The 16,150-nt window shown below is 71.2% G+C and carries 17 protein-coding genes; 4 read left to right on the top strand and 13 right to left on the bottom strand.

From position 1 onward, the window contains the following. Window positions 1-56 precede the first annotated feature (56 nt). Both ACQRWP_RS10535 and ACQRWP_RS10530 read right to left on the bottom strand, forming a co-directional pair. Window positions 57-230 carry a hypothetical protein gene (locus ACQRWP_RS10535; RefSeq protein ID WP_430502062.1) on the bottom strand — a complete coding sequence of 58 codons (174 nt, stop codon included), beginning with the start codon at window positions 228-230 and terminating at the stop codon, window positions 57-59. Between the two features lie 84 nt (window positions 231-314). After that, window positions 315-1,475, bottom strand: coding sequence for a geranylgeranyl reductase family protein (locus ACQRWP_RS10530; protein ID WP_430502061.1), 1,161 nt, complete (start codon window positions 1,473-1,475; stop codon window positions 315-317). Between the two features lie 148 nt (window positions 1,476-1,623). On the opposite strand from ACQRWP_RS10530, the gene ACQRWP_RS10525 reads away from it, so the two are divergent. Both ACQRWP_RS10525 and ACQRWP_RS10520 read left to right on the top strand, forming a co-directional pair. Then, complete coding sequence (locus ACQRWP_RS10525) at window positions 1,624-1,860, top strand: hypothetical protein (protein WP_112587077.1); 237 nt, start codon at window positions 1,624-1,626, stop codon at window positions 1,858-1,860. An 85-nt stretch (window positions 1,861-1,945) separates the two neighbouring features. Beyond that, window positions 1,946-3,385, top strand: a complete 1,440-nt coding sequence (locus ACQRWP_RS10520; protein ID WP_430502060.1) for an MFS transporter — start codon at window positions 1,946-1,948, stop codon at window positions 3,383-3,385. A 113-nt stretch (window positions 3,386-3,498) separates the two neighbouring features. Here ACQRWP_RS10520 and ACQRWP_RS10515 read toward each other — a convergent pair whose 3' ends face one another. The 4 genes from ACQRWP_RS10515 to ACQRWP_RS10500 form a co-directional block, all read right to left on the bottom strand. Beyond that, complete coding sequence (locus tag ACQRWP_RS10515) at window positions 3,499-4,062, bottom strand: hypothetical protein (RefSeq protein WP_430502059.1); 564 nt, start codon at window positions 4,060-4,062, stop codon at window positions 3,499-3,501. An 851-nt stretch (window positions 4,063-4,913) separates the two neighbouring features. After that, window positions 4,914-5,543, bottom strand: coding sequence for a hypothetical protein (locus tag ACQRWP_RS10510; RefSeq protein ID WP_430502058.1), 630 nt, complete (start codon window positions 5,541-5,543; stop codon window positions 4,914-4,916). A gap of 13 nt (window positions 5,544-5,556) precedes the next feature. Then, on the bottom strand, window positions 5,557-7,341 hold the full coding sequence (locus ACQRWP_RS10505) for a DUF4012 domain-containing protein (protein WP_430502057.1): 1,785 nt from the start codon (window positions 7,339-7,341) through the stop codon (window positions 5,557-5,559). Window positions 7,342-7,429: 88 nt separating this feature from the next. After that, entirely contained in the window at window positions 7,430-8,686 is a 1,257-nt protein-coding gene (locus tag ACQRWP_RS10500) for a glycosyltransferase family 4 protein (RefSeq protein WP_430502056.1), read from the bottom strand. A 168-nt stretch (window positions 8,687-8,854) separates the two neighbouring features. Here ACQRWP_RS10500 and ACQRWP_RS10495 point away from each other — a divergent pair, with 168 nt between their 5' ends. Beyond that, the gene (locus ACQRWP_RS10495) at window positions 8,855-9,409 is read left to right on the top strand and encodes a low molecular weight phosphatase family protein (RefSeq protein ID WP_430502055.1); all 555 of its coding nucleotides are present in this window, start codon (window positions 8,855-8,857) and stop codon (window positions 9,407-9,409) included. On the opposite strand, the gene ACQRWP_RS10490 is transcribed toward ACQRWP_RS10495, so the two are convergent. After that, on the bottom strand, window positions 9,390-10,853 hold the full coding sequence (locus ACQRWP_RS10490; RefSeq protein WP_430502054.1) for a polysaccharide biosynthesis tyrosine autokinase: 1,464 nt from the start codon (window positions 10,851-10,853) through the stop codon (window positions 9,390-9,392). The two genes, ACQRWP_RS10495 and ACQRWP_RS10490, sit on opposite strands and share 20 nt — an antisense overlap. 340 nt (window positions 10,854-11,193) lie before the next feature. On the opposite strand from ACQRWP_RS10490, the gene nhaA reads away from it, so the two are divergent. Beyond that, window positions 11,194-12,552 (top strand): Na+/H+ antiporter NhaA, encoded by a 1,359-nt coding sequence (gene nhaA / locus ACQRWP_RS10485; RefSeq protein WP_430503175.1) that lies wholly within the window; start codon window positions 11,194-11,196, stop codon window positions 12,550-12,552. A gap of 103 nt (window positions 12,553-12,655) precedes the next feature. Here the strand turns inward: nhaA and ACQRWP_RS10480 are convergent, their stop codons facing one another. The 6 genes from ACQRWP_RS10480 to egtC all read right to left on the bottom strand — a co-directional run bounded on the left by ACQRWP_RS10480 (window position 12,656) and on the right by egtC (window position 16,147). After that, window positions 12,656-12,853, bottom strand: coding sequence for a hypothetical protein (locus ACQRWP_RS10480; protein WP_238677938.1), 198 nt, complete (start codon window positions 12,851-12,853; stop codon window positions 12,656-12,658). A gap of 4 nt (window positions 12,854-12,857) precedes the next feature. Continuing rightward, window positions 12,858-13,178: a hypothetical protein gene (locus tag ACQRWP_RS10475; protein ID WP_430502053.1), complete on the bottom strand. Its 321-nt coding sequence runs from the start codon at window positions 13,176-13,178 to the stop codon at window positions 12,858-12,860. After that, window positions 13,178-13,540: a DUF1622 domain-containing protein gene (locus tag ACQRWP_RS10470; protein ID WP_430502052.1), complete on the bottom strand. Its 363-nt coding sequence runs from the start codon at window positions 13,538-13,540 to the stop codon at window positions 13,178-13,180. Before ACQRWP_RS10470 ends, ACQRWP_RS10475 begins: the two co-directional genes overlap by 1 nt. A 39-nt stretch (window positions 13,541-13,579) precedes the next feature. Further along, complete coding sequence (locus ACQRWP_RS10465) at window positions 13,580-14,167, bottom strand: TMEM165/GDT1 family protein (protein WP_430502051.1); 588 nt, start codon at window positions 14,165-14,167, stop codon at window positions 13,580-13,582. 217 nt (window positions 14,168-14,384) lie between these two features. Further along, on the bottom strand, window positions 14,385-15,350 hold the full coding sequence (gene egtD / locus ACQRWP_RS10460) for an L-histidine N(alpha)-methyltransferase (RefSeq protein ID WP_430502050.1): 966 nt from the start codon (window positions 15,348-15,350) through the stop codon (window positions 14,385-14,387). Between the two features lie 20 nt (window positions 15,351-15,370). Beyond that, entirely contained in the window at window positions 15,371-16,147 is a 777-nt protein-coding gene (gene egtC / locus ACQRWP_RS10455) for an ergothioneine biosynthesis protein EgtC (RefSeq protein WP_430502049.1), read from the bottom strand. Between the last annotated feature and the right edge of the window lie 3 nt (window positions 16,148-16,150).

The raw sequence follows: 16,150 nt of genomic DNA, 5'->3' as shown, positions 1-16,150 counted from the left end.
CGAAACGCATCACGAACGGGCCGTGGGTGGCGACACCCGCGGCCCGTCGCGCGTTCTCAGCCCTGCACGTTCCAGCGGATCGGGTCCTCGGACTCCTCCGGCCGGTCGCGCCCGGGATCGGTTTCGGTCAGGGCCATCCGCTCGTCCGGACGGACGGCGGGCGGCAGCTCCCCGAACCGCGCGTGGCGCAGAAACGCGTACTCGTCGTCGGTGAACGGTTGCTCGGTCATCAGCGCCTCCTCCAGCTCCGCTGTGATTGTCCGGCGGCCGGGCCGGTCGGCACCAGTAGCCGCGCACACACCCTGTAAGGCGTCCTAGGATCCTGGGTGAGCGGTGGTGGCCTGGCGTGATGGATGGGACAACCGGTCGAGCACCGCAAGGGCGGCCCGGATCGGGCGGCGGCGCAGCATCTCGTCGAAGCTCGCCCGCCCCTGACAGAACTGCACGAACATCCGCCAGCCCGGCGGGGTCGCCAACAGGGCGTGGAACACGTCCGGGCGGCGGGTGAACACGTCGAGCAGCCGGAACCCCGCCCGCATCTCCGGCAGCAGACGCTCGGCCACCGCCCGCTCGTACCCGGCCAGGTCACCGCCCGCGACCGCCGCTCCGGCCAGCTCGCCGGAGCGCAACGCGAAGCTGATGCCCTCCCGGCTCCACGGCTCCAGCAGCCCCGCCGCATCCCCCACGACCAGCACCCGGCCGTTGCGCAACGGTGAATCCTCCGCCCGGCAACGGGTCAGGTGACCGGAGTCGTGCTCCGCCGGCAACCCGGTCAGACCCAACCGGTCGACGAACCGCCGCAGATAGTCGCGGGTCCCCTCCCCCGCACCCCGCGCGGCGATCACGCCGACGGTCAGCCGGTCACCCTTGGGAAAGACCCAGGCGTACGAGCCCGGCATGTCGCCCCAGTCCAGCAGCAGCCGACCCCGCCACCGCTCCTGCTCGGCGGGCGGCACCGGAATCTCCAACTCCAGACCCAGATCCACCTGCCGGTACCGAACCCCGACGTGACGGCCGGTCACCCCCGACGAGCCGTCCGCCCCGATCACGGCACGAGCCGCGATCGTCGTACCGTCGGCCAGCCGCAGGCGTACCCCCTCGGGGTCCTGCTCGATCGCGCGGACCGCGACCCGCTCCCGTAGCTGCGCGCCGGCGGCGACCGCCGCCGCGCGCAGCCGGTCGTCGAACTCCTCGCGGCGCACCATCGTCACCACCGGATTGCCGCTGCGGCGGGTGAACTCCCGACGGCCGTCGCGGGTGAACGTCACCCGGTCCACCCGGTCGTGCGCGGGCACCTCGATCCGATCCTGAACGGCCGTCAGCGAGGTGCCGATCAGGCCACCGCCGCAGGTCTTGTACCGCGGGTGCACGGCTCGCTCGACGACAAGGGTGGAGATGCCCGCACGGGCAGCGGCATGTGCCGCGGACAGCCCCGCGGGGCCAGCACCAACGACGACGAGATCCCAAACGATCACGGAAGCAGCCTAGGGCAACGCCCCGGCCCGACCGCCGGACCCGCCCGCCGTCGCGACCGCCCGATCGGGTGTGCATCTTCGGGCACCGAGGGGGTAACCGGCGCACGGCAACCGCCACCGCAGTGGCGGACGAGCACGAGGAGGAACCATGCAGCAGGTGCAACTGTCGGAGGCCGAGCAACGGGTGTACCAGGCGGTCACCACCCTTGAGGCACGCGGGCAGGTGCCCTACCCGGACCTGATCGCCGAGGAATCCGGGCTCACCCAGGAGCAGGTGGGCAGCCCCCTGCACCTGCTCACCGAGAAGGGCCTGCTGCACCGCGAGGACTCACCGATGGCCGGCCTCGACTTCGGTCCCCGGTTCTGCGCCCGCCAGATGGCGTGACCCGCGGAACCAACCGGCACGGTTCGCCCCCCGAAGACCCGGGTAGCGGTCAACCATGCATGACCGAGGGTCGACGGGGGGCACGATGAGCGCGGCGCAGACGCCGCAGCCGGTGTCCGCGGCCGAGAACCGACGACGCTGGCAGGCGGTCGGCGTCGGACTCGTCGCCGCCTTCATGACGCTGCTCGACGTGAGCATCGTCAACGTGGCGGTGCCGTCCATCGACCGGGCGCTGCACGCGTCGTCGAGCGACCTGCAGTGGATCCTTTCCGGGTACGCGCTCACCTTCGGCCTGGCGCTGGTGCCCGCCGGCCGCTTCGGCGACGCCCGCGGTCGGCGCAACGCGTTCGTCTTCGGCATCGCGCTGTTCACCATCACCAGCGCGCTCGCCGGCCTCGCCGCGTCCCCGACCTGGCTGGTCATCGCCCGACTGCTGCAAGGCGCCGCCGCCGGCATCGTCAACCCGCAGGTCATCGGGCTGATCCAGCAACTGTTCCGCGGGCCCGAACGCGCCCGCCCGTTCGGGCTGCTCGGCGCCACCATCGGCATCTCCACCGCCGTCGGGCCGCTGCTCGGCGGGCTGCTCATCGCCATCGGCGGCGAGGAACACGGCTGGCGCTGGGTCTTCTTCGTCAACGTGCCGGTCGGTGTCCTCGCGGTGATCCTCGGCTGGCGGTTGCTGCCCGGCCGCCCCGCCGGTCAACGCGGTTGGCATCGACTCGACCCCGTCGGCGTCCTGCTGCTCGGCATCGGTGTGGTCCTGGTACTGCTGCCACTGGTGCAGGAGCAGCAGTGGCGGACCCCGTGGAAGTGGGCGCTCATCCCGGTCGGCCTGGCGGTGCTGGTCGCCTTCGGGCTCTGGGAACGCCGGTACGGACGCCACCACCAACCCCTGTTCGACCTTCGGCTGTTCAGCTTCCAGTCGTACACGCTGGGCTCGATCCTGGCGCTCGTCTACTTCGGTGGCTTCACCGCGATCTTCTTCATCTTCACCCTGTTCCTTCAGATGGGGCTCGGCTACAGCGCACTCATCGCCGGCCTGGCCATCACGCCCTTCGCCCTGGGCTCCGCGGCCGCCGCCGTCCTCGGTGGCCGCATCGTCAACCGCTTCGGCCGACCACTGGTCGCCATCGGACTGCTCACCGTGGTCGTCGGACTGGCCGCCACAGTGATCGCACTGCACCTCTTCCCGGACGCCCCGGCGCCCTGGGTCACCACCGGCCCGCTGCTCGTCGCCGGTATCGGCAGCGGGCTGGTGATCGCCCCCAACCAGACGATCACCCTCTCCGAGGTGCCTGTCGATCAGGCGGGCAGCGGCGCGGGCATGCTCCAGACCGGCCAGCGGATCGGCGCCGCCGCCGGCATCGCCGCCGTCGGCTCGCTGTTCTTCTCCACGCTGGCCGACAGTCGGGGCGACTGGACCACCGCCTTCGAACAGTCCCTCATGCTCGCCACCGGCATCATCGCGCTCGCGCTGATCGCCGCGCTGATCGATATCTGGCGCACCCACAACCACAAGAACTGACCGGGGTACGCCGCTGGCCGGCACCCGGGGTTGGGTGCCGGCCAGCGTCGGTGCTGTGCTGTGGTCTTGTCGTGCGGTGGTGCTGGTGTGCGTGTTCTGCGGGTGGTGCGGGGTCAGCTGTTCCAGTACTGGCCAACCAGGTCGGTGGCCTGCTGCTCCCACTGGGCGTAGGCGTCCGGGTAAGCCGACACCTGCACCGTCTGCGCGGCGTCGGTCAGCGGCATGTCCTGCCAACCATCAACCTGCTTCAGACCCTTCAAAAACGCGGTCGTCGAGTACTCAGGGTCGGTGATCTGCTCCGGCGTACCCCAACCACTGGACGGGCGCTGCTGGAACAAACCCAGCGAGTCGTGGTCGTTCATGTCGCCCAGGTGACCGAGGTTCTCCAGCTTCGACTCCTGCAGGCTCGTCGCGATCGAGATGACCGCGGCCCGCTCGGGCAGGCCGGCCTTCTTCGTGGCGGCGATGATCGCCTTCACGTTGGCGCTCTGCTCGTCGTTGAGGGTGATGCGGGACTGCTCGCCCTGCGGCTTCGACGCCGACTGCTGCACTGCCACGGCGACGGGCTTGCCGTCGGCCGGGGTGGCGGCGTGGGCGGCGATCGGGCCGGCGAAGACACCACCGGCGAACGCGAGACCAGCAACAGACAGCATGCTCTTACGGAAGATCGTGTTCATGAGGGGTAGCTCCTTCGGGGGTAGGACACCCGAACCGCCAGGGGGGTGGCGGCAGGGTGTGAGCACCTCGTCCGGCGCTGCGCATGCAAAGGGGAAGAAGTCTGGGGGGGTGACGCCCTGTCGGGCGTCGGGTCGGCGACCTAGCGAGCGGGGGCTCGTGGCGCCGGGTCCAGATGTAACGACCGGGGGGCCGAGGTCATTCCGGGTTGGCCCATCCATCGGCACCCTCATCGTGGCGGTGCCAGGCGATCGGTCGTCGGGACTGCAACGACCGGGTGCGGGCCGGCATTCCAACCTGCGCGACCAGCCCCCAGCGGTCGGGCGGCCGGTCGGTGGTACTGCGATCGTCAGGATATGCAACGACCCCGACCCCGCCATGATTCCAACCTGAGGGTGCGCCCGGTCACCACCCCACGGACACCTCAAGCGGACAAACCGCCCACACCGCCCCGCCAGCAGAGCCCCACCCACCCCAGACCGGGATGATCCACTCGGGTTCACGGAAGTCGGGGCTTCCCGGAGCCCGGGACACCCCGACTTCATGAAACCCGAGTCGATCACGAGTCGGCTGATCGCACAAAAATCCCACAAGACGGACACAGGGTCCCTTGGGATCGGTTCCGATCATCGCAACTTCCCCGAGGGACCGCCTCCTGCCGCCTCGGAGGCCCTACTGGCAGCACGCCAAGGCCGCAGTCGGCGGTCGGACCCGTACCAGCGTGCGATGGCCGCGGACGGCCAGAGGGGACGGCGCTGGCGGGCCGGCCTCTATCCGAACAGGCTGGCGCCCGTCGGAGTGTTCCGACGGGCGCCAGCTTCAGTGCGATCCGGGCGCAGCCCGGTGGTGTGGATTAGTGCGCCGCACCACCGAAGCGCTGGCGGCGACGCCAGGCCAGGGTCAGCAGCAGCATCACCGCTCCGGCGCCGACCAGGCCGCCGCCGAGCTTCATGGGCGTGCCGAGGCTGTCACCCGTGACGGGCAGCGGCTGCTTCTTGTGCAGCACCCGCAGCTCGGTGCTGGCGGTACGGCCGGACTCCCGGCCCGTGGCGGTGAAGGTCAGCAGACCCGTCACCGACGGCGTGTAGTTCCTGGTGAAGCGGCCCTGGGCGTCGGTGGTCGCCGTGAAGGTCAGGGGCGCACTCGCCTGGTAGGCCACCGGGACCATGGCCACGGTGCTGCCGTCGCTCCGGCGAGCCGGAGCCGCACCGCCGGCCGGAGCGGCCTGCGGAGTGACCGTGACCACGATGTCGACGGTCTCGTTCGGGCCGAAGTTGGTACCGGTCAGCACCACCGTCTCGCCGAGGTAGATCGTCGGCCGGTTGACGGTCAGCGACGCGGCGGTCGGCGGGTACGGCGGCGGTTGCGGCGGGTCGGTGGTCGCGCTGGGCGTCGGCTGCGGCTGTGCCGCCCCCGCTGCCGTCGGCACGGCCACCACGGCCAGGCCGACCGTGAGCGCCATGATGATGCGGGATAGCCGCATGATTGGTTCCCTCCTACTGATCACAGCTTGGTGCGGAATGAACTTGGGTGGTCCAGGGGCTCGCGGTGGGGGTCAGCCACAGCTCGGCCTGTCCGACGCCGGTCTTGGCCGTCAGCACGGTGACCTCCAGCGCCCGCTCGACGCCGGGGCCGACATCGACGCTGGCCGTCGCCACCTGACGGCGGCGTTCGGTGCCGCTGCCAAGCGCCGTCTCGGCCCCATCCAGCCGGGCCTCCAGCACCGCTCCGCCAGCCGGGCTGTAGATCGACACCAACGTGCGGGCGGTGTACGGATCGCCTGCCAGACCGAGGCCGAGCACGGAGTCGCTAAGTCCGGACTTCGGGGCCGTTGAGCGCAGGGTCACCCGCAGCCGGAGCTCACGGCGGCCGTCCGACCGGCATTCGCCGACCGTGAGGTTCGCCGTCGGCCGCAGGTAGTAGCCGAGCTTCGCGCCGCTGCCGTCGTTGAGGAACACGCCGACGGTCGGCACGGTGTCCTGTTCCGGAAGCGTCCCGGCCATCCGGCTCTCGCCGAACGTCCGCTGTTCCTCAGGTCGGGCACTCCAGAACAATATCCGTCGTTCGGTGATAGCACGGTCAAATGCGGACAACAACACCCGCGGGTTGACATTCTTCTTGAAGAAGGCGTCAAAGACCGAGGCAGCCGACGCCGCGAAGAAGCGGTCCTGCTCTTTGACGTCGAGCCGCTGGTAGCTGTCGTTCAGAAGGGTCTGCACGACCTTCTCGCTGGCGAGCGGCACCCCGCCGGGCACCAGGACCGGACCGGTCGCCTTGAGCAGGTACGACAGCACCACCGGGTCGACGGCGAGCACGCCGTCGACCTTGGTGCCGGTCTTGCGGCGGAACATCTCGCGGTAGAGCGCGGCGGCGGTCGGGAAGTGCGGGGACAGGTTGACGTCGGCGGGATAGATGCCGGGCAGGTCGGTCCAGAGCGCCCGGGTCTCGGCGGGCACCTTCAACGCCGGTGTGAACTGGCCGAGCGAGGCGCTGCTGCCCTGCTCGCCCATCTTCACCGCGCCGTTCTCCGCCTCCATCATCGCGTAGGCGCCGAACATGCCGCCGGTGGCGCGCAACTCGGCGAGGTTCTGCGAGACCAGCAGGTACCGTCGCGGGCCGTTCGCGCCGAGCAGCGGCGGCAGCAGGCGGGCAGCCTGGTCGGCGGCCGTGGTGAGGCTGGCCAGTCGGTCGACTTCGCCGCGCAGGTCGGTCAGCGCCTGCCGGACCTGGCTGACCAGGCGGTCGGCGGGCACCGCCGCGAGATCCTGGCGCGTACGTCGCACCGACACGTCCGCCCGGGACAGCTCGCCGGAGATGGCGGTGAGCCGGGCAAGGTCCAGTCGACCACCGGCTGGCACCAGGCTGGTCAGATCCGTCCGGAGCAGAGTCGGGAATGCCTGCCGGGCCAACTCGTCGATGGCGACAGCGATCTGCTGGACGGCGTCGAGGTCGTCGCCGGCGATCGGGGTGTGCCGGCCAAGCCGCCAGCTCGGGTCCGCCGTCGCGGATCGGGCCGCGCGAGACTGCTCCTGAAGGGCGGCGAGAGTCCGCAGTGCACGGTCAGTGTCGCCACCGACCACCTGGGCGCTCAACTCCCGGGCCAGGCCAGCGGCGTTGAGCAGGTGAGCGCGCGCCTGCCACCCACGGAAGCCGACCCACCCACCGGCAGCCAGCAGCAGCGAGCCGACCACCAAGGCGCTGAGGAGGGCCCGTCGCAGTCGGGCTCGCCGACGACGCCGGGACCGGCTTCTCCGCCGGATCGGTCGTTCGCTTTCCGTCACACCACACTCCCGTTCGCTGAACCGGACAGAAGGTCAATTTCCCTGACGTTTTTAGCACACGCTGGGAAACTTCGTACTGTTCTTGCATTTACGACTTTTTAGGCGAGATTCCCTCGCGATTGTGGAAGGACTCCGCAATTCGCCCGGCTGCCTCGTGCAGCAGCCGCTCGATCTGGTCAACCCCGGTGGGCAATGACATCTCCCGCAGGTATGCGGCCCGCCCCCGGCGACCCATCTCCGTGCGGGCCGGCGGAGGAATGGTGGCGGCCAACCAGAACCGGTCGGCCAACGCCGCCCAGTCCTCCGGCGGGCAGGACAGCCCAGCCCGAGCCCTTTCGACCAGCTCGGCCGTGTCCCCGCCGGCTGACGCGATCACCGGCGCGGCACAGGAGAGCGCGGCCTGGAGCTTGCCGGGCACCGTGCCGCGCAGCTCCGGAAGATCGCGCAACATGACCAGTTGGTAGTCGGCGGCGGCGTACAGCTCGGGCATGTCGATCGGCGAGCGTCGCTCCAGGAAGCGGACGTTCTCGGCGCCCAGCTCGGCGGCGAGCCCCCGCACCCGCCGCTCCGCCGCGCCCGAACCGACCAGGACCAGGTCCATCGTCCGGTCCAGCGCCGCGGCCGCCCGGACCGCGGTCTCCAGCCCCTGCCGCGCCCCGATGGTCCCGGCGTGCATGACCACGCACCGGCCGTCCCGGCGAACCAACTGACGGGCCGCCGCGCCCGGCGTCGCCGGGTAGAAGATCCGCTCGTCGGTCCAGTTCAGCACCAACCGAACCCGGGCCGGGTCCGCGCCGGCGGCCACCACCAGGTCCCGCATCGACGGCGCGGCGACCGCGATCCGCGCAGCGGTCCGGTAGATCCGGGTCATCGCGCTGCCCATCCGCGCCGCCCAACGCCCCTCGCCCGCCTCGTCCGCGCCGTCCCGGGTCCAGACGTCCTGTACGTGCAGCACCACCGGCACCTGCCCGAGCAACCGGAGCACGCCGGCGGCGGCGAAGGTCGTCGCCGGCAGTTGAAAGACGTAGAGCGCGTCCACGCCACCGAGGAACCGGCGCGCGGCCAGCGTCGCACTGCCGGCGAAGGAGAGATAGCTGGCCATCCGGCCGCCGACGGAGGCGGCGCCCCCGGGGTACCGGGGCACCCGTCGGACGCTCAGCCGTTCGCTGTGCGTCTCGTGGTGCCAGCGCTGCCGCCAACCGGGATAGACGTGACCGCCGGGATAGTCCGGGAAACCGGTGAGCACCCGAACCTCGTGCCCACGTGCGGCCAGCTCCTCGGCAAGGCTCCCGGGGATGAACGCCGGCTCGGGCGGAAAGTGGTACGACAGGATGCCGATCTTCACCGGTACGCTCCCGTCCGGCAGAGATCGCCGGCGGCCGGCGCGGCACCACGACCGGCCGGCGTGCGGCCCGCGTACGATGCCGACAACCCCTCCCCGCGCGGCCACCGACGCCGACGCACCGCTCTCATGGTGCGAGCGCCCGTGTCCGCACCGATGAGAGGGGCACCGATGGCTGATCGCGTGTTGTTCGTCTGCCACGCCAACCTGTGCCGGTCGCCGATGGCCGAGTACCTGGCCCGCCGGCTGCTGGCCGACCGACCCGTCGAGGTGGCCAGCGCCGGCACCGACGCGGTCGACGGGCTGGCCATGCATCCGTACGCCATGGAGGTCGCGACCGAGAGCGGCACGGACCCGGCGGAGTTCCGGACCCGGGTGTTGCGAGCCGAGTACCTGGCCGACGCGACGCTCGTGCTGACCGCGACCCGACGCCAACGCTCGGTCTGCACCGCGTTGGCGCCGGGAGCGCTGCACCGGACGTTCACACTGCGCCAGTTCGGCCGGCTGGCCGCGGCAGCCGAGCCGCCCGCCGACTCGGCCGACGACCCGTTGCGGGCGGCGATCGCCGCCGCTGCCCAGGCCCGGGGACGGCTGCAACCCGCCGGCCCGGAGGCGGACGACCTCCGGGACCCGATCGGCGGGACCGCGGCCGACTTCCGACGCTGCGCCGAGGAGATCGAACGGTCGCTGCGACCCCTCGCCGCTCTCATCGGGGCAGCCGGGTGAGTTCCTGGGTGTGGTCGGCGACTCCGTTGACGCCGTCGGTGGTCGCGCTGTGCCGACCGGACGCGGCCCGGTCGGCCGGCACCGACGCCGAGGGCGTCGAGGCGACCACCCGGTAGGCCTCGTACTGGTACGCCTCGGCCTTCGCCACCTTGGCCATGTTCAGCACGCAGCCGAGCAGCCGGACCGAGACCGAGTGCAGTGCACGGGCAGCCGCGGCGACCTGGGTCCGCGAGGTACGGCCCTGCTGCGTCACCAGCAGCGCACCGTCGGCCTGCACGGCCACCACCACGCCGTCGGTCACCGCGAGCAGGGGTGCCGTGTCGATGATCACGATGTCCGCCGACTCGCGCAGCGCCAGCAGCAGGTCCGACATGGCCTTGGAGCCCAGCAGCTCGCTCGGGTTCGGTGGGGCCGACCCGCTGGGCAGCACCAGCAGCGACTTGTCGCCCCAACGCTGCACGACGTCGCCCACCTTCACGTCGCCGACCAGCACGTCGGTGAGGCCGACGCCAGCGTCCAGGCCCAGGTAGTCGTCGACTTTCGGGCGGCGTAGGTCCGCGTCGACCAGCAGCACCCGCCACCCTGCCTCGGCCAACGCGATGGCCAGGTTGCAGGAGAGCGTGGTCTTGCCCTCCCCCTGCAGGGCGCTGGTAACGGCGATGACCCGAGCCGGCTCGTGGACGTCCACGAAGCGCAGGTTGGTCCGCAGCTTGCGAACCGCCTCGGCGCGCGCCGAGGTCGCGGCATCGCCCACGATCAGCGGCGCGGTGCGGGCGCTGGCCTCGAACGGAATCTCACCGAGCAGTGGGCTTCCGGTGGCGCGTTGGAGACCGGCGGCGTCGCGTAGCCGCACGTCGGCGACGCCGCGCAGGATCGCCAGGCCGACGCCGAGGAGCAGGCCGACCAGGCCACCGAGGGTGAGGTTGCGAACCGGCAGCGGCGAGACGGGGCTGGCGGTCACCCGTGGGCCACTGACCACTTCAATCTTGATGGGCGTCTTGCCCTCGGGCGCTGCCTCGACCTTCTGCACGAGTTCGACGAACTTCGCGGCGAGGATCTCCGCGACGCGCAGCGCGCGGGTCTGGTCGGTGTCGTTGATCGACGCTCGCAGCAGAACGGTGCCCGTCTCGGTGGAGGTGCTCACCATGCGCTGCACCTCGTCCGCGGTGAGGCCCAACTGGGAATCGACCACCACGCTCTGCGCCAGCCGGTCGCTGCTGAGCAGGTCGGCGTACGACTTGACACGCTGCTGGAGGAAGAGTCCGCCCTGGTAGGCGTCGCTGATGCCCGAGTTGGGGGCGGTGACGAAGAAGGTCACCGAGGCGACGTAGCGGGGTTGAGCCCGTACGGTCACGAACGCCGAGACGCCGAGCGCCACCATGACCGTCATCAGCGGGATCCACCAGTGCCGACGCACGTGGCGCAATTGGCGGAGCAGGTCCATCAGGAGCGCCTCCGTGCCGGTCCGGTTACGCCAAAGAACTTCACGAAAACCCCCAAGGTCGTCTCTAAACTCGTGAAACCATTAAAGCGGTTCATGCGGCTTATGTCCGGAGTTACGCCTTTTCTGGCGGCGAGATGTGCGCCCGCATGACCAACCCGACAAACGCCCATTCGGCAGCGGCGACATCGGGGAAAAAAAGTCGAAGGCCGATCGGACGGCGTCCGATCGGCCCAGCGGTCGCCGCCGACCACACCGCCGGATAGGGTCGACAGCGGTGTGCCGGGAAGTCTGGTCGGCGAGTGGATTCCTGCCGTCCCGACTCCTGTAGGTGAGCCCGAAGTTGACCTCCCCCACCCCACCATCCGGCCCGCGTCCGTCGAAGATCCGGCTGTTCTCCCGATCGTCCTGGCCGCAGGCCCGGCACCTGGCCGACGTGCTGCGTACCGAGACCGTCGGTGGCGCGCTGCTGCTGGCCGGCGCTCTGATCGCGCTGATCTGGGCCAACTCCCCGTGGTCCGACTCGTACACCCGGCTCGGCGACGTGGTGCCCTGGCCCGGCGCGCCCTGGCACCTCGACCTGAATCTGGCCACCTGGGCCGCCGACGGCCTGCTGGCCATCTTCTTCTTCGTGGTGGGCCTGGAGCTCAAACGGGAGTTCGTCGCCGGTGACCTCCGCGACCCCCGCCGGGCCGCGCTACCGATGGCGGCCGCGCTCGGCGGGATGCTGCTGCCGGCGCTGATCTACGTGGCGGTGGTGCTGAGCGCGGGCGGCGAGGGCCTACGCGGGTGGGCCATTCCGACCGCCACCGACATCGCATTCGCGCTCGCCGTACTCGCGGTGGTCAGCTCACATCTGCCCCAGGGCCTACGCGCATTCCTGCTCACCCTCGCGGTGGTCGACGACCTTTTCGCGATCACCATCATCGCGATCTTCTACACCGCCGACTTCCATCCCGTCCCGCTGCTGGCCGCGTTGGCGCCGATCGCGCTCTTCGCGGTGCTGGTGCAGCGGGGGCGTACCTGGTGGTGGGCGCTCATCCCCCTCGCGATCGCCGCCTGGACACTGATGCACGCCTCGGGCGTGCACGCCACGGTGGCCGGTGTCCTGCTCGGCTTCACGGTCCCGGTGCTCGCCCGCCGACGGGTGGGCGGCGACCAGCCGGCCACCGCCGACGCGGAGGCGGGCGAGGGTGGGCTCGCCGCCCGCCTGGAGCATCGCTGGCGGCCGGTGTCGGCCGGCTTCGCGGTGCCGATCTTCGCCCTCTTCGCCGCCGGGGTCACCCTGCGCGGCACCGACCTGGGCGCCCTGCTGAGCGACCCGATGGTGATCGCCATCGTCGCCGCCCTGGTCTTGGGCAAGAGCCTCGGCATCTTCGGCTCGACGTACCTGCTGGCCCGGTTCACCCGCGCCGAACTGGACGAGGACATCACCTGGGCCGACCTGCTCGGGATCGCCCTGCTGGCCGGCGTCGGGTTCACCGTCTCGCTGCTCATCGGCGACCTGGCGTTCGGGGCGGGCAGCACTGCCGACGACCGGGTCAAGGCGGCCGTCCTGCTCGGCTCGGTGATCTCCGCCGGGTTGGCCGCCACGGTGCTCAGGCGCCGCAACGCGGCGTACCGGAGGGTGGCGGAGCGGGAGCGGCTGGACGCCGACGGGGACGGCGTACCCGACGTCTACCAGCACCCCGACGCCCGCTGAACGCGCCGGCGCGGCCCGGCGAAGGCGAAGCGCCAAGGGGCGGCGCGGCGAACCCGGGTTCGCCGTCGAGCCGCGCCGCCGCACCAACCGCGCGGGCTCGCGCTCAGTGCCGACGGTCGGCGGGCGGCAGGTCCTCGGTCTCCTCGACCAGCGCCTCGGCCGTCGGTCCGGTGAGGTCGTCACCCGGCACCGCCACCGCCTCGACGCGATCCTGCTCGTCGGGCTTCCCGCCGGGCGGCGGCTCCGGGGCGGTGGCACCGCCGGCGTAGCCGTACTCGTTCGGTTCGTCGTGCCGGCTCATGTGGTCATCCTCCCGCTTTTCCCGTTTCACCTGTCGAGGCCAACGGTAGGTGGTGATCGTCCTCGGCGCAGCGCGCCGGGGATTGTCGGCCGGACCATGGGGGTGGGCGGCTGAGCGCCGCCCCGAGCAGCTGACGCAGGGCGATGATCGCCACCGCGCCGGCCAGGCCGTTCCAACCCGGCTCGCCGACGAGGCGGAGCAGGCCGGCCGCGGTGAGCAGGTCCAGCAGTACCCGGACGCCGCTGCGCAGCGCCCCGGTGGTGAGCGTGGTGAGCACCCCGGCGACCAGCGCCAGGGCGGTGACCGCCGTGACCAGGGCACCCATCACGGTCGGCGCTCCCCCTCGGCCACCTGACTCTGCTCCTGACGGATCTCGCGGCCCAGGAAGTAGTTCAACGCCGTTCGGATCGTCGCGATGGCGGCCAGTTGGCCGATCTGCGTGAACGACGGGGACACCGCCGTGCGCAGCACGTCGGCCGCCAGCTGGAATTCCAGGCCGAGGGTCAGAAAGCGGCCCAGCGAGAGCCGGATCGGCGTGAAGCGGGCGGCGCTGCGGTATCGCAGTCCCTCGACCACGAACCGCACCGCCGCCCACACCGCGCCAACAAAGATCACCAGGGCGCCGGCCACCTCCACCACGGCAACCAGCACCTGGTCGCCCTGGCGCAACAACTCGGCCGGCTCCACCCCGGGCCGTTACCCGCCCACGGGGCAGCTAGTCGGCGCTCAGGTCAGCTCGTTCACCGCCTCCAGGATCAGCCAGAGACCGGAGATGGCGAAGAGGATCGCGGCGCCGTACTTGATGGCCTTCTCCGGCAGCCGACGACCGAGAATCCGGCCGACCATGATGGCCAACGCGTCCGCGGCCACCATGCCCAGGGTGGAGCCGAGCCAGGTGCCGAACCAGCCGTACTTGGTGGCGAGCGTGATCGTGGCGAGCATCGTCTTGTCGCCCAACTCGGCGAGGAAGAACGCCACCGACACCGCCACCAGCGCGGTCTTGTTGGTCTTCTCCGCCTTGCGCTTCTCCTCCTCGGTGAGCTTGTCCCCGCGGAGCGTCCACGCACCGAACCCGAGGAACGCCACACCGGCCACCAGGGAGATCCACTCGGTCGGCAGCACCGCCCCGAGACCTGCGCCGATGGCGACCGACGCCAGGTGCACCACCGCGGTGGCGACCGTGATGCCAATCAGCACCGGGACCGGTTTGAACCGCGTGGCGAAGGTCAGCGCCATCAGCTGGGACTTGTCCCCCAGCTCGGCGACGAAGATGACGCCGAAGCTGACGACCAGCGCGGCGAAAAATCCCTCCATGACGTCCTTCCCGTTCACGCCGGGAGGAGGTACAGGGGCGCCCTCGACCCGGCTGCAACAGCCTGAGTCGAAGGTCTCGCCCGCCCCGAGAGAACCGGGGCCGCGTGGCCGGATGCGGAACGCACCAGTATGTCGACCACGACATTGGGGGCTACTCCCCTTCGCGTGATCAGCCTATCGGATCACCACCCGGCCCGGCCGCGCCGGGTGAACAGGCTCACCGGGCCTTCGCCAGCGTCACGCCGAAGAGCCCGTCCGGGTCGGTCCAGAACTCCGCCGCGGCGAAGCCGGCCGAGGCCAACTCCGCGGCGATCCCCGCCCGGTGGAACTTCGCCGAGACCTCGGTACGCAGCTCCTCCCCCGCCGCGAAATCGACCGTCAGCCCCAGCACCCGCACGCTCATCGGCCGGGTCGCCCGCAACCGCATCTCGATCCACTCGTGGTCGGGATCCCAGACGGCGACATGCTCGAACGCCGCCGGGTCGAAATCGGCGCCCAACTCCCGATTGATCACGTGCAGCACGTTGCGGTTGAACTCGGCGGTGACCCCGGCGGCGTCGTCGTAGGCCGGCACGATCACCGACGGGTCCTTCACCAGGTCCGTACCGAGCAACAACCAGTCGCCGACCTCCAGCGCGGCGCGCATCGCCGTCAGGAACTCGGCCCGCTCGGCAGGCAACAGGTTGCCGATGGTGCCGCCGAGGAACACCACCAACCGCCGGCCGCCGGTGGGCAGCCGGTCCAGTTGCCGGGTGAAGTCCCCCACGATGCCCCGCACCCGCAGGCGGGGATAGTCGGCCGCGATCTGGGCGGTGGAGCCGCGCAGCGCGCTGACCGACACGTCGAGCGGGGCGAACGTGCCCAGCCCACCCCGGCGGGTGAAGGCGTCCAACAGCAGCCGGGTCTTCTCCGACGACCCGGAGCCCAACTCGATGAGCGTCTTGGCCCCGGTCAGCGCCGCGATGTCGGGAGCGTGCGCGGCCAGCACGGCCCGCTCGGCCCGGGTCGGGTAGTACTCGGGCAGTCGGGTGATCTCCTCGAAGAGCTCGCTGCCCCGGGCGTCGTAGAACCACTTCGGCGGCAGCCACTTCCGCCCGGCGCTCAGCCCCGCCCGGACGTCGTCGCGCAGGCCACGCTCCAGGTCACCCTCTTCGAGGTAGACCTCCAGGGGTTCCGCGGTCATCGGTTCGCTCCTCTGATCGATCAACCGTTGCGTGCCTGCCCGGCGCGGCTCACCGGGATCGGCAGTGGACGTACCCGCACCTCACCCGCGGTGGCGACGACGAGGTGCCCCTCCGGCACCGACCGCCACCCGGGATCGTCGTCGTGTGGCTCGGAGGCGAGCAGCACCGAACCCGGCGTCTCGCGGACCGACAACGCGTGCCCCGCCACGCTGGCCACCACCCGGTGCCCGTCGGAAAGCAGCAGGTTGAGCCGCGACCCGGGGGCGGCGGCGGCGACATCGGTCACCGTCCGCCCGACCGCTTCGACCGGGTCGGCGCCAGCGCGCAACCGATGCCGCACCAGCGCCCAGAGCAGCGCCGAGTCGGTGGTGGCGTCCAGGGTGAGCAGGTCACGCACCGGCAGACCGGCGGCGAGCGGCACCACGGCGTCCGGCCAGCCGCGGACCAGACCGTTGTGGCTGAACAGCCACCGCCCCTCGGCGAAGGGCGCCGCCGCGCCGTCGAGCACCGCCATCCCGACCGTGGCCGAACGCACCGCCGCCACCACCGCCGCGCTGCGGGTCACCGCCGCCAGTTGAGCGATGGTCGGGTCGCTCCAGATCGGCTGCGCCCGCCGGTAACGCACCGGCTCACCCTCGCCCGGGTACCAACCGACACCGAACCCGTCGGCGTTGATCGTGCCGCCGCCGCGCATGTCACGGGGCGCCCAGGACTGCCGCACCAACGAGTGCGGAGGGTCGAACAACAGCTCGGCCAGGGTGACCGGCGGCCCCAGGTAGGCCAGGTGGCGACACATCAG

It is taken from the genome of Micromonospora trifolii (genome assembly GCF_050516465.1).
GTDB lineage: Bacteria > Actinomycetota > Actinomycetes > Mycobacteriales > Micromonosporaceae > Micromonospora > Micromonospora trifolii.
Note: the sequence above shows the minus strand (reverse complement) of the source record. Positions and strands in the feature narration are given on the sequence as shown.